The 14,576-nt window shown below is 72.7% G+C and carries 3 protein-coding genes; 1 reads left to right on the top strand and 2 read right to left on the bottom strand.

Annotation, left to right across the window (positions count from 1 at the left end):
• Positions 1–164 precede the first annotated feature (164 nt).
• On the top strand, positions 165–671 hold the full coding sequence (locus tag AB0A74_RS16070; RefSeq protein WP_358250019.1) for a DinB family protein: 507 nt from the start codon (positions 165–167) through the stop codon (positions 669–671).
• Here AB0A74_RS16070 and AB0A74_RS16065 read toward each other — a convergent pair.
• Entirely contained in the window at positions 661–8,706 is an 8,046-nt protein-coding gene (locus AB0A74_RS16065; protein ID WP_358250018.1) for a proprotein convertase P-domain-containing protein, read from the bottom strand. The genes AB0A74_RS16070 and AB0A74_RS16065 overlap by 11 nt on opposite strands.
• A 7-nt stretch (positions 8,707–8,713) precedes the next feature.
• Positions 8,714–14,446: an RHS repeat-associated core domain-containing protein gene (locus AB0A74_RS16060; RefSeq protein WP_358250016.1), complete on the bottom strand. Its 5,733-nt coding sequence runs from the start codon at positions 14,444–14,446 to the stop codon at positions 8,714–8,716.
• Between the last annotated feature and the right edge of the window lie 130 nt (positions 14,447–14,576).

The following is a 14,576-nucleotide window of genomic DNA, read 5'->3' as shown; positions in this document are numbered from 1 at the left end:
TTCCCGCGCGGAGCGCCGCCATCGCGTTCGGGTGCCGGTTCGTCAGGTGCAGACGAAGAACGTCCCGACACCAATCCCAGCCCACGGCGGACACAATATTCCGCTCTTTGATCAGCACTGAAACATTCATGAGCACTGGAATAAAGGGCATCTATGATTCGGGTATGTCCAGCACCGCATCCGTGTCCACTGAGGACATCCTGAACGACCCGTTCCGCGCCCAGTTCGAGGTGTTCCTCGACGAGCACCGCCGGGCGCTCAACGCCTGCCTCGACGGGTTGAGCGAGGAGCAGGCCCGGCGGTCGTTGGTGCCGTCGCGGACGACCCTGCTCGGGCTGGTCAAGCACGCGACCTTCGTGGAGAAGGTGTGGTTCGACGAGGCGGTCACCCGACGGTCGCGGGCGGAGATCGGTATTCCCGCCACGCCGGACGAGTCGTTCATCCTGGAGGACACCGACACCGTCGCCTCGATCCAGCGCGCGCACCGCGAGGCCTGCGCGGCGTCCCGGCGGGCGACGGCGTCCCTGGGCCTGGACGACCTCCTCCACGGCAACCGCCGCGGCCCGATCCCGTTGCGCTGGGTCTACCTGCACATGCTGCGCGAACTGGCCCAGCACTGCGGCCACGCGGACATCCTGCGCGAACAGATCCTCAGCCCCGCTAAGGGGTGAAGGTCAGGCTCCAGGAGTCGATCGTGCCCGTGGTGCCGGCGGCGGTGTCCTGGGCTCGTAGGGACCAGCCGCCGGTTGGGGTCTCCCCTGTCGCGTCCACCACGTAAGTCGCTTGCACGTTGTCGCCGGTGTCGGAGTCGGGGATGTCCTCCAGGAGGTAGACGCTGCCGTCCGGGGCGATCAGGTCCAGCTTCAGGTCGCCCCGGTTGGCGTGCTTGATGTCCACCACCACGCGGACCTGGGTGGTGGGCGTGGTGCGGCCGGTGACCGGGATGGTGTTGGTGACCGGAGCGCCGTTGTCGGGGATGGTCGTGTTGTCCTGGGTGTGGTACTTCGACGGGGCCGGGAACGTCAGGGACCAGGATTCGATCGTGCCGGTGTCGCCGGGAGCGGTGTCCGTGGTTCGGAGGCGCCAGGTGCCGTTGGCCAACTCCGAGGACGCGTCTACGGCGTACTCGGTCAGAACGTCGTCGTTGTCGCTGCTGCCGGTCAGGTTCTCCAGGGCGTAGAGGGTGCCGTCCGGGGCGACCAGGTCGAGTTTCAGGTCGCCCCGGTACGGGTGCCGGATGGCCACCGCGACCCGGAGGCCGGGCGGGACGTGACCGGTGATGCCGGTGATCGAGATGGTCGATTCGGTGGTGGTGTTGTCTGCGATGGGGACCGGCGTCCGGTTCGCGAAGACGGTGCCGGGGGCTACGGCTTGCAGGCCGCCCAGGTGCAGGCTCCAGCCGTCGATGGTGCCGGTGTTGCCGGTCACCGCGTCGAACGCACGCAGCCGCCACGTGCCTGCCGCCTTCTCGGCGGACGCGTCCACCAGGTACGTCTTGAAGACGTGGTCGGTGGTGTCGTTGTTGGGGATGTCCTCCAGGAGGTAGGCGCTGCCGTCCGGGGCGATCAGGTCGAGCTTGAGGTCACCTCGGTTGGTGTGCTTGATGTCCACCGCGACGCGCGTGCCTTGCGGGGCGTTGCCGGCGACGTTCGCGATCGTCACCGAGCTTTCGGCGGTGGCCCAGGCGTCGTCGGGAATGGTGACGTCACCGCCGTTCCACCACTTGGTGGGCGGCGAGGCCGGTGTCGCCTGCTTGTTCGCCGCCGACCACAGGCTCCATGAGGTGATGTCCACGGTGCCGCTGGTGCTGTCCCGGCGCACCGAGAGTTGCCACCGGCCGTTCGCGACCTCCGATGACGCGTCCACGGTGAACGTGCTCGCCATCGTGCTGCCGTGATCATGTATGAGGTACGACGTGCCGTCCGGGGCGATCAGGGTGATGCGCAGTTCGGTCAGCCAGTAGTAGGAGGTGGCCAGGGACAGGCGCAGGTCGGCGGGGGCGTTGCCGGGGACGCCGGCCACGCGTACCGACGACGTGCCGGTCACGCCGCTGGTGGTGCCCTCCACGCGCAGCGACGAACCGCGCAGTTCGGGCCACACGACGGCGGGCGTGGGTGTGCCGGTGGGCGCCGCGGACAGGCTCCACGTGTCCACATGGCCCGTATCGCCCCAGACCCTGTCCCGGACGCGGAGCTTCCACACGCCGTTGGCTGACTCGGCGGAACCGTTGAACGTGTAGGTCTTCGCCACGTCGTCCGCGTCGCCGCTGCCGGTGAAGTCCTCCAGGAGGTAGGCGGTGCCGTCCGGGGCGACCAGGTGCAGGACCAGGTCCGCTCGGTAGGTGTGCTTGACGCCCACGGTGACGTCCCACTCGCGTGGGGCCATGCCGGTCAGGCCCGAGACGGTGAGCGGGGATTCGACCACGCCGTAGTCGGGGATCGACGTGTCGGCGCCGTTCTCCACCCGCCAGGTCGCGGGCAGGGTGGACTGGGGGCTCGACAGGAGCTGGACGCTGAAGCCGTCCACGGTGCCGGTGTTGCCCGTCTTGAGGTCGGTGACGACCAGGTCCCAGCCGCCGTTGGCGATTTGCGCGACGCCCGGCACGTGGTAGGTCTTGACCACGTCGTCACCGGTGTCGCTGTCGGGGAAGTCCTCCAACAGGTACGTGGCGGCGTCGTCGGGGGTGCGCAGTTCGAGTTTCAGGTCGCCGCGGTTGGGGTGCTTGACGTCCACGGCCACCCGGACGTCCTTCGCCTCCGTCCCGGGCACGCCCGTCGCCCACGCCGACGTGGTCGCCGACGACCAACCGTCGTCGGGCAGCGCCACGTCCGAGCCGTTGGCGAACTTCGTCACCGGACCGGCGGCCGTGGCCTGCTGGTTCACCGGCGACCACAGACTCCACCCAGTGATCGACACCGCGCCGCTGCTGCTGTGCCGCACCACGGACAGCTTCCACGACCCGTTCGCCACCTCGGCCGACGCGTCCACGGTGAACGTCCCCGGCATCGTCGCGGCGCGATCATGTACGAGATATGACGTACCGTCCGGCGCGATCAGCGAGATCTGGAGTTCGCTGACCCAGTAGTACGACGTCTCGACCGTCAGCCGCAGGTCGGTGGGCGCGTTGCCGGAGAGGGTGGAGACCCGGGCGCTGCCGGTGCCCGACCCGGTGGCGTCCACGGCGAAGGACGACCCGCGCATCTGGGGCCAGGCCACGGCCGGGGCGAGCACCAAGCTCCACGACTCGATGGTGCCGGTCTCGCCGGAGACGGTGTCCTGCACCCGCAGCGTCCACTTGCCGCTCAGTGGTTCCGACGTCGCGTCCACCCGGAACAGCCTGGGCAGGACGGTCTTCTTGTCGTGCAGGGTGTACGGGGTGGTGTCCGGGGCGATGAGGGTGACCACCAGCTGCTCGGGTTTGGGGTGGGTGACGGCCGCCTGCACCTGCATCCCGTTGGGGGCGTTGCCGGTGCCGGCCACGGTCAGCGGGCTCTCCCCCACGCCCAGGTCGGCCACCGGAACCCGGGTCTCGGTCAGCGCCAACGGGAAGTCCACCACCGACAGGCTCCACGCGTCAATCGTGCCGACGTCGCCCCACACCGCGTCGAGCACCTTGAGCTTCCACACCCCGTGCGCGCGTTCGGAGGACGCGTTCACCGTGTACGACTTGGCCAGGTCATCGACGTCCGCGGTGCCGGTCAAGTCCTCCAACAGGTAGCCGGTGCCGTCGGGCGCCTCCAGGTACAGCGCCAGGTCACCGCGGTGGGTGTGCTTGATGTCCACGGCCACCCGCCACACCTTGGGCGCCATGCCGGTCGGCTTGTCCACCGTGATGGGCGACTCGGTCCACCCGTCGTCCACAATGGACACATCGGTGGTGTTCTCCGCCTTCCAGCCCGCCGCGAACTCCGCCTGCGCGCTGGGCAGCAGCTGGATGCTCCACTCGTTGATCGTCCCGGCCCACTGGTCCCGGGCGTCGATCACCCTCAGGTGCCACGTCCCGTTGGCCAACTGCGCCACCCCGGGGAGCTGGTAGGTCTTCTGGACGTTGTCCCCGGTGTCGCCGTCGGGCACCTCCTCCAGCAGGTACGTCGCCGCGCCCTCCGCCGCCTCCAGCTCCAGCCGCAGGTCGCCCCGGTTCGGGTGCCGCACGTCCACGGCGATCCGCAGGTCGCGGGCCGTCGCGCCGGCGAGGCCGCACACGGTGGCCGCGCTGGTCGTCCAGTACCCGTCCAGGGCCACGTCGGTCGGGTTGGCGAACTTCGTGTCCGGCGCGGTGTCCGACGCGGTGAGGTTGATCGGCGCGGACAGGCTCCACGCGTTCACCGTGGGCGCGCCGCTGGTGCTGGTGTGCTTGATCCGCAGCTTCCACACGCCGTTCGCGACCACCGCGGCCGCGTTGAGCTGGTAGGACTTGCGCAGCGTGTACGGGTCGGGCTGCCGGCCGCACGCGTCGTCGACCGGGGGCGGTTGCGGCTGGGAACCGTTGTGCAGCACGTGTTCCTTGTTGTCCGGGGACACCAGGGACACGGTCAGGTCGCTCGCCCAGCTCCACGTCGTGTCCAGCGCGAGGGTGAGGTTGCTCGGCGCGTTGCCCGGGACCCCGGACACGGTCACCGACCGCTCGGTGGTCGTGTTGTTCCCGACGGCGAACGAGCTGCCGGCGATCTTCGGCCACGGCGCGGACACCGGCGCGAGGTTGCTCACCGGCGCGGCGATGCCCCACTTGACCAGCGTCCCGGTGTCGCCCAGGACCCTGTCCTCCACGCGCAGCTTCCACGTGCCGTTGGCCTGCTCGGCGGAGGCGTTGAACCGGTAGGTCTTGGCGAAGTCGTCCACGTCCCCGCCGCCCAGCAGGTCCTCCAGCAGGTAGTCGGTGCCGTCCGGCGCGACCAGGCGCAGCACGAGGTCGCCGCGGTAGGTGTGCTTGACCTCCACGGAGACGCTCAGCTCGGCGAGCGTGTCCGGGGTCAGCCCGCTGACCGGGAGGGCGCTTTCCGCCGTGGTGAGGTCCTCGACCTTCACCGGCTGGTTGGCCCAGAACGCCTTGGGCACGACCCCGCTGAGCGCCCAGACGTCGGCCGGCTCCAGCGCGACGGGTCGGGCCTCCACCTCGTCCACCACGCCCGCGAGGTGGTCCACCCACCACCCGTCGTGCCGGCCGCGCCCGATCACGAGCCCCTGCTCGGCGCGGGCGACGCTGGTGTAGGTCGCACTGGCCTGCAGGCGGCCGTCGACGAACAGCCGCACCGTGTTCCTGGACCGGTCGTAGACGCCCGCGAGGTGCGTCCACTCCCCCGCTCTGGGCGGTGTCGTGCCTTTCAGGACCGCGTCCGGCACGGTGCCGTCGCCGGCGATGGTGAACATCCACGCCTTGTCGTGGTGCAGCCGGAACCCGCTGCGGGCCGGGCCGTCCTGGCTCAGCACGGTCTGCGCCCGGTCCACCGCGTCCAGCTTCACCCACGCCGCCACGGTGAAGCTGTCCGCCGGGTCCGCCACCGGACCCGCCGTGTAGGCGTGGCCCGAGACGCCGTCCAGGCGCAGGCCGGCGTTCGTCTTGCCGGCGGTCCAGGACGCGCCGTTCCACAGGGCGAGGCCGTGGCCGTGGCCGGTCGCGTCGGTGGCGTTGTCGTCCAGCCGCCACTGGCCGCCGGCGGCGAAGGTGGGCCCGGCCATGGCGCCGGCGACCTCGGCCGGCCCGAGGACTCCGGGACTCACCTGGACGTCGTCGATCTCGCCCGGCCAGAAGTCGGTGAGCCAGCCGTCGTTCTTGCCCCGTCCGACCACCAGGGCGCCTTCGGCGTGCCAGGTGCTGCGATGCTCCTCGGTCTTCGCGAGCCTTCCGTTGACGTACAACGTGATCCTCCCGGCTGAGTGGTCGTAGACGCCGGCCAGGTGCGTCCACACGCCGACCTGCGGGGTGCCGTCGGCGACCACGTACCCGTCCCCGCCGCCTCCGTCGGCGTCCGCGTCGGACATGCCGAAGCTCCAGCCGCGCGGGTAGGACGAGTAGCCCAGCGTGAACCCGCTGTCGCGGCGGCCGTCCTGGCTGACCGCCCACGCCCAGCTGTCCAGTTCGGTCAACTTGACCCAGCCCATCACGGTGAAGCTGTCGAACGTGCCGCCCGCGGCGCGGGGCGCGACCGGCCCGCTGGTGCCCGCGTGGCCCTCCCGCCCGTCCAGGCGCAACGCGCCCGCCCCGGACCGGCCCGGCGCCGCCCAGGTCGCGCCGGTCAGGCCGAGGGTGTGGCCGCTGCCGGACAGGTCCGCGCCGGTGCCGCCCGCGCCCTCGTTGAACGCCCACTTGGCGGTGGGCGCGAACGACGGCGACCCCGCCCGGTGCTTGACCTCGGCCTCGCCCGCCGCCCACGGGTGGATCTGGAGCTCGTCCAGGTCGCCGGGCCAGAAGTCGTCCGCCACGCCGTGGTACCGGGCCCGGCCGAGGGCGGTGGGGCCGCCGGCGTGCCAGGTGCTGGTGTGGTCGGCCTCGGCGGCGAGCTTGCCGTTGACGTACAGCCGGATCTTGCCCGCCGCGTGGTCGTAGACGCCGGCCAGGTGGGTCCACACGCCGATCCGGGGCAGGGCGGTGGAGTCGGCGGTGGAGGTGGCGCGGTCGGTGGTGCCGTCCGCGCGTTCCATGCCGAACTGCCAGCCGCGCGGGAAGTGGTTGTACTTCAACGCGAATCCGCTGTGGACGGTGCCGTCCTGGCTGAGGGCGGTGGCCCAGTCGTCCATGCGGTCGAGCTTGACCCAGGCCATGGCGGTGAAGCTGCCGAACGTGCCCTGCGCGGTCGGCTGGACCACCGGGGTCGCGGTCTGGGCGTGCGAGGACGTGCCGTCGAGGTGGATCGCGGCGAGGGTGCCGAGCCGGTCCCTGGTGGTGGTCACCGGGCCGGACACGGTCGCGTCGATGCGGGTGGACAGCGCTTTCGCGCTGGTGTCGAGCAGTTTGCCGCCGACGACGGAGTTGGCGTTCCAGTGGGCGTAGGCGGTGGTCACGAGCGGGCTGACGGTGAACTTGTAGGTGCGCGACGGGCCTTCGTTGCCCGCGCGGTCGACGGCCCTGGCCACCACGGAGTTCGTGATGTTCGGCGGGGTGGGCTCGGTCGCGGTGTACGGGACGACGACCTTGCCGCCGGGCGCGTCGGCGGTGACCGGGATCGTCGCCGACGCCGTGCGGCCGATGCCGTAGCGGAACCCGACCACGTCCTGGTCGCCGCCCGCGTCGAGCACGAACGAACCCCTGGTGTAGACGGGCGCGCCGGTTGGCGGGTACTCCGCCGACGAGATCGTGGGCACGGTGGTGGGTGCGGTCCGGTCGACGGTGAAGCGGCACCACGGGCGGTCCGGTCCGGCGTCGAGCCGGTCGTCCACGGTGACGCCGAACTGGTAGGTCGCGCCGTCGCGCAGCGGCTGGGTGGCCGGGACGGGGACCTCGACGGTGCGGGGTTCGCCGTAGTCGGTGGCGGCGGTGGAGACGGCGGTGGGCGGCGCGCCGGTGTCCTCCCACCAGCGGAAGACGCCGCGGATCGGGCGGCCGGTCTTGCCGTCCGGGTCGTCGATGCGGGCGGACAGCTTGGGGGTGGTGGAGTTGACCAGCACGCCCTCGGCGCACGCCTTGCCGTGGACGGTGAGCTGGGACGCGGGTTCGGGGATCGCGTTGTACTCGCCGACGACCGCCAGCACGGAGTCCTTCAGGCCCAGCTCGGCGACCTCGCGGTCCAGGAACTCCTTGGCGCCGTAGGAGTCGCCGTCCTCGCGGGCCTTGAGCGCGACCGTGGTGGTGGCCCAGCGGCCGGTCGCCGCCTCGACCATCAGGTCCCGGACGTCGAACCCGACGCGGCCGTGCGGGCAGGCGACCGGGTCGAAGCCCTTGGACGTGGTGTTCTCGGCGACCTTGCGCAGGAACGGGGTCGAGTCGCCCCAGGTGGTGGCGGGGCTGATGGTGCCGATGTGCCACAGCTCGACCGGCTGCGGGTCGCAGGACTCCGACCACCACTGGTAGATCTGGAGTTCGGCGCGGACGAGGTGCTTGCCCGCGATGGCGGAGGTGTTGAGCTCGTAGTAGGAGCGCCAGCGCAGGTTGTCGCCGCGGGAGCGGCCGACGCGGCCGATGTGCTGGGAGTCCCAGTAGGCGGCCTTCGCGCCGGTGGCGGTGTCGTGGGACAGCAGGGTCCAGTGCCGTTTCTCGCCCCACGACGGGCTTTCGGCGGCCTCGGTGGCGGACAGCGGGGCCCAGCCGGTCGCGGTGCGGACCCGGACCGGGCGGGAGTACATCGTGGCGGTGAGGGTGCCGGAGGGGTTGGCGACGACCTCGGTGTCCTCGGTGCCCAGGGCGTCGACGGGGACGGGCTTGCCGGTGTCGCGCGCTTGGGTGACCGCCGCGTCCTGCGCGGCCTTGCCCGCGGCTGCCGCCGGCTCGACGGGTGGGGCGGGTGTGGAGGGTGTGGCCGACGCGGGCGGGGTGGCGGCGGCCGGCGGGGTTGAGGGGTCCGGCGGGGTTGAGGGATCGGGCGGGGTCGAGGGCGGCGTTGTGGTGGCCGGCGGGGTCGAGGTGGCCGCCGGCGTTGTGGTGGCCGGCGGGGTCGAGGTGGTCGGGGCGGCCGGGGGTGTGGGTGCGGGACCTGCCTGAGCCGCGCCGCTCAGGCAGGTCGCCGCCAGGAGGGCCGCGAGGGTCGTGCGCAGTGCGCGGGTTCCCGTTCTCACCGCGGCCCTACTTCTTCTTCTTGCCCTTGGAGCCGCCCTTGGAGCCGGACGACTTCTTCTTGCCGCCGTCCGCCGGGCCGGCCGTGGGGTTCTTCTTGCCGTCGTACAGGCCGGGCGGGTTGTAGCCCTTGATCTTGCCGGGCTTGTTGTCGCACGGGTTCCACGGCTTGCACCGGTCGTACTCCCACAGCTCGCGCTCCTCGAAGTACCCGTCGCCGTAGTCGAAGTAGCCGATGCCGTCGTCCTCGCGCTCGTACGCCCCCGAGTCGCCGATCAGGTCGTAGCCGATGGTCCGCCCCACCGGCTGGTAGGTCCGCCGGACCGGGGTGTAGGTGCACGTCCGCACGGCGCCGTCGGTCCGGCACGTCACGTTCCAGTCGCCCGGACCCGGGTCGCTGTAGGGCGAGGTCACCGGCACCCCGGGCAGCGGCGACGGGCGGTTGGGGGTCTCCGGGGTCGCGCCGGGCGGCGTGGTGTAGCCCGGCGGGGCCTTCGGCGACCAGCCGCCGCTCAGGCCCTGGGCGACCAGTTCGGCGAACGCGCCCGTGGCGACGGCCGGCCGCGTGGGCTCGGGGTCCGGGCCGTGCGCGGTGTAGAGCGCCCGGTACCGGCCGGTCTCCGCGACGCGGAACGCCGTCAGCGCGCTGTCCCACACCAGGGCCTGCGGTTCGGGCAGGGGCACGTACCGCGAGGTCAGGCCGCTGGGGTCGGAGTGGGTGACCGGCGAGCCGCCGGCGTAGGCGTACCCGGCCAGCTGCTGCGGGTCCTCGGCGTTGAGCAGCGGGTCGGCCGAGGCGAACGCGCCCAGCTCCGGGTCGTACTCGCGCGCCCCGAGGTGGGTCAGGCCGGTCGAGCCGTCGGTCACGCCGCCGACGAACCCTCGTTCCCCGGGCCACGCCGGCGCCGTCCCGCGCGGCGCGCCGAACGGGAACTGCCGCCGCACGGTCACCGCCAGGTCGTCCGCGCCGATCGCCAGGCCCGCCGTGCCCGCCTGGTCGTCCACCAGCCACGTCACGCCCGCGCCGGTGCGCACGGCGACCGTGGACCCGCCGAACGAGTAGTGCCGGGTCGCGGTCACCGCCCCGCCGGCCGCCCGGACCTCGGTGCCCGCCAGGTACAGCGTGCTGCCGGCCGGGTCGCGGCGCAGCAACCGCGCGCCGTCGGCGTCGTACTCGAACGTCGTCACCGCGTCCCCGGCGCGCACCTCGGCCAACCGGCCCTCGGCGGTCCAGGACAACGTCTGACCGGGCCGCGCGACGGTGTTGCCCGCCGCGTCGTAGCCGTAGGAGTCCACCCGGGTCCCCGAGGTCACCGTCGCGACGCGGTGCGCGCCCGCCGTGCCGGCCGCCGGGTAGGCGTGCTCACGGGTCACCCCGGTCTCGTGGCGCACCTCGCGGGTGCGGTTGCCGGCGTTGTCGTAGCCGTAGGTGTGCCAGTAGGGCGCGGGGCCGCCGAGCACGCCGGGCGCGGCCGAGCAGTCGGGCGAGGTCCAGGCGTCGACCAGGCGGCGCAGGCTGTCGTGGCGGAAGCACTGGGCGTCGCCGGACACCGCGTCGTGCAGCGACACGACGTTGCCCGCCGGGTCGTGGCCCACGGTCACGTCGGCCACCGTCCCGGTCTCCGACGCGGTGGTCTGGCGGGTGAGCCGCCGGGTGGCCGGGTCGTAGCCGTAGCCGCGGGTGACCCGTCCGCCGAGCACGTGGTACTCGGTGCGGCCGGTGCCGGTGAACCCGGTGTCGGACACGTACGGCAGCAGCTCGGACACCAGCGACACCGGCAGGCCCAGGGCGTTGTGGCCGGTGGTCAGGGTCTCGGCGGGCAGGTCGCCGACCGCGGGCAGGGTCGTGGCGACCACCTGACCCGCCTGGTCGTAGTCCACGGTGGACTCGTACCGGCCGGCGAGCGCGCCTTCGCGGTCCGGGATCGTCACGGAGGTGCCGGTGGGCAGGCCGTTCACGTTGTAGCCCAGGACTTCCGACCGGTACGCCTGGCCGTCCGCGAACCGCGCCGAAGACGCCGGTTGTCCCAGGCCGCCGGGCGCGGTGTCGAAGGTCCACTCGGTGAGCTTGCGCGACCCCTCGAACACCGCCGTGCGCCGGTCCAGCGCGTCGTAGGTATGGGTGAGGGTGGTGCCGCGCGCGTCGGTGACGGTGGTCAGCCGGTCCTTGTCGTCGTAGGTCATGGTCGCCACGCCCTTGTCCGGGTCCTGCGCCCGGACCTGCCGGCCGCGCGGGTCGTGGTCGAACCGCCAGGTGTTGCCGGCCGCGTCGGTGACCGAGGACCGCAGGCCGGAGCGGGTGTAGCCGTAGGTGGTGGCGTGGAAGTCGCCGGTCGGGGCGTCCCCGGTGTACTGGCGCAGCTCCACGAGCCGGCCGCGCACGTCGGTGATCTCGGTGGTGGGGGTGCCGCCGGCGGGCGGGTCGGCGCTGACGCGGTCCGGGCCGTGGGTGTAGGTGGTGCGGTGGTGTTCCACACCGAGGGTGCGCAGCACCTCCGCGCTGGTGCGGCCCGCGCCGTCGTACTCGACGACCTCCTGCGACGGCACGTCCACGTCCTCGACCACCAGCAGTTCGGTGGCCGGCGGGTCGGGGTTGTAGTAGGCGTTGTTGGTGCGCGAGACGCGGCCGTGCGCGTCGTACAGGGTGTCGGTGACGACCCTGCCGCCGTTGGGCGAGGTGGCCTGGGTCTGGCGTTCGCGCAGCAGGCCGTCGTAGAGGGTGTGGGTGGTGGCGTACTCGCCGTTGCCCCGCAACCGGTGCGTGGTCACCACGGCCGGGCCGTCGTTGCGGATGAGGTACTCGTGCCGCGCGGTCGGGCTCTCCGTGGTGGGCCTGCCCGCCTGCCACTGGGCGGTGACCCGGCCCAGCGGGTCGAGGGCGCGTTCGGCGCGGCGGCCTTCGGCGTCGGTGGTGGCGAGGGTCTGGCCGCGCGCCGGGTCGAGTTCGGTGGACGTGGTGTGGCCCAACGGGTTCGTCACGGTCACCTTGGTCACCGGGCCGCCCGTCGGGGGCTCGTGGGCGGTGGTGGTGCGGGCGTCCAGGGCGTCGAACGACTCGATCACGCGGCCGTGCCGGTCGTGCGCGGCGCGGGTGACCGTGGAGTACACCGGCTGCGCGCCGTCCCAGGCGGCCAGGCGCTCGGTGCGGGTCACGTCGCCCTTGGTCGGGGGCGTGTCGATCGACGTCGCGCCGTCGTAGTAGGTGCGGTCGTCGGAGATCACGTCGAGCGGTGACGCCGTCGTGCCGCAGGGCAGTGCGGTGGTCAGGACGCGGTTGGGCCGGTCCACCACCCACGCCTCGGTGTTGCGGGCGTAGGTGGTCGTGGTGCACACGTCGTCGTCGGCGACCGCCACGTCACCCAGGTCGTGCACCTCGACCACGTTGCCGACCTCGTCGTGCTCGGTCCTGGTCTGCGTCACCCGGTCGCCCTTGCGGGTCTGCACCGAGTCCACCTTGAGGATGCGCGCCTCCAGCGGACCGCTGTCGCGGTGGCGCACGGCGGTCGGGTCGGACAGCCACGGCTCCTGGAACTGCGCGGAGATCTCCGCCCCGGTGACGACGTCGCGCACGACGGTCTCGCGGGCGAACCCGGCGTACCCCGGTCTGTCCTCGTAGGTCTTGTTCTGCGAGTCGGTGACTTTCACCTCGCGGCGGGTGCCGTCGATGAGCAGGTCGTCGTCCATGCCGCGCAGGAACAGGTGCTCGGTGAGGGTCTCCGCGCCGTTCTCGCCGGTGCGCACCTTCACCTTCTGGAACCCGCGCCACGCGCCCCACGTCTTGAACCGGGTGGGCACCAGCTCGGCCGCGTCGTAGCGCCACGCCGGTCCGGCGTCCACGTACTCGTAGCGGGTGAGCTTGCGCGGCGCGCCGCCCACGCGGTCGATCTCCTTGACCTCGCCGACGACGTACTTGTTGAACCAGCCCAGTTCGGGCGCGGACGCGCCTTGGCGCAGCCAGTGGGCGGGGAAGCAGTTCTCCTCGTTGGTGTCCTGGCGGGGCAGGGTGGCCGGGTCGCAGCGGTCCGGGGAGTAGTCGATCTCGGTGACGCCGCCGGTCTCGTTGTAGACGCGGGACATGCGCCACTTGTTCATCGGCTGCAACCCGTCGACCGCGCCGACCCGGTTGGCCATGCGGACGCCGTCGAACAGCACCGGCGGCAGGCTCGCGTCGCCGCCGACGTGGCCGGTGCGGGTGATGGAGCGCAGCCACAGGGCCGGGCTGGTGTGGTCGTCGGTGGCCGGGAAGACGTGGTCGAGCACCCACGAGTCGACGTCGGCGTACCCGGTCCCCTGCCGGACCTGGGTGGTGATCTTCGCCAGCCGCTGGGTGCCCCAGAAGCTGGGACCGGCCGCGGTGCACGAGCCGCCCGCGCAGTGCAGGTCCCACGGGGTGTCCGGCCAGTCGGCGGTGCGGGTGGGCGCGCAGGCCGAGCCGGGGACGCAGCGCGGCGCGGCGGTGAACAGGACGCGTCCGGTCGGGGCGGTGCCGGCGCGGTGGCCGTAGTCGACGCGGGCGATGCGGCCGGCACGCACGTACGGGGTGGCGTTGGCGGCGGACCCGGCGCGGCCGTAGTGGTTGGTCTCGATCTCGTAGAAGTAGGTGACCTGGTCGCCGTGGGTGTCGGTGACGCTGTCGAGGGTCCAGCGGTAGCCCTGTTGGCACCAGGAGGTGGCGAAGCTCGGGCCGTGGCAGGGCTCGGCGTCGTCGTTGCCGAACACCGGGACGGTCCAGGTGGACTTGGCGTCCTTGTGCGCGCCGAAGGTGTACTTGGTGCCGTCGGGTCCGGTGACCTGCCAGTGCTCGCCGTCGTTGTCGCCGTTGTCCGCGCCGGTGCGCAGTTCGACGCGCCAGCCCTCGTCGTTGGCCACGCGCCAGAGCTGCTTGGCGGCGTCCCACACCAGTTCGCCGGTGACGCCCGGGAGGACCAGGTGCGCGGCCTGGCGGTCCCAGCACAGGTCGCCGGTCGCCTCGCCGTCCTCGGCGCACGGCTTGTAGGTGCGCTCGATGAACCCGGGCTCGTAGCCGAAGCCCTCGCCGACCCAGGAGGCCTGGTTGTTGGTGGAGGCGGTGCGGCCGTCCACCACGCCCGAGGAGTAGGACAGGGCGATCCGCGGCGTCGGGCCGGGGGCGGGCGGGGTCTGGACGGGGTAGGTCCAGGCGAAGTCGCCGGACTGGACGCCGACGGCCCAGGTGGCGGAGGGGGCCAGGGAGGTCGGGGCGAAGCTGCCCGCTTCCCCGGCCGTGCCGGCGGTCAGCGCGTAGAGCGGCCCGGGGGTGGCGGCGACCTTCGTGCCGTCCGGGCCGCGGGTGGGCCGGTTCGGGCCCTTGACGTCGGCGGTGATGCGGCCGTTCGCCGGGTCGTTGCGGGCGGGCAGCACCGCGCCGGTGGCCACCTCGACCACCCGCAGCCGGGTGGCGAAGTCGCCGCCGAACGCGGTGCGGAACCGGGAGTAGTCGACCTCGGCCGTGCCGTCCCGGCGGGCGTGGAAGACGATCCCGTTCCCGGTCCGCTGAGCCACGACGTCCGCCCCGGCGTCCCACGAGACCTCGGGCGCGGGCGTCACCGCCTGCCGCGACACCGCCAACTCGGGCGCGGCCACCCGGCCCGCGACCCGCCCCGGCACCGCCTTCTCCCCGACCCGCGGCACGTCGGGCGCGGCAACCCCCGCCGGCACCCCCACCACGCCGGACAACACCAACGCGCCCACCAGGACCCTGACGAGCCCTCTGCCAGCCACCATGCGGGTTCTCCCCTGAACGACGTCAGGGCCGGGGCGCCACACCCCGGCCCTGCCGCCCACCCTGGAGCCACCCGACCCCGTTCGGCCGGCGCTCGCGGCTGTGCCGAACGGATCCGAACACCCGGTGGCC

This window comes from Saccharothrix sp. NPDC042600 (assembly GCF_040647305.1).
Taxonomy (GTDB): Bacteria; Actinomycetota; Actinomycetes; order Mycobacteriales; family Pseudonocardiaceae; genus Actinosynnema; species Actinosynnema mutabilis.
The sequence above is the reverse complement of the archived record's forward strand: the minus strand, read 5'-3'. Positions and strand labels throughout refer to the sequence as shown.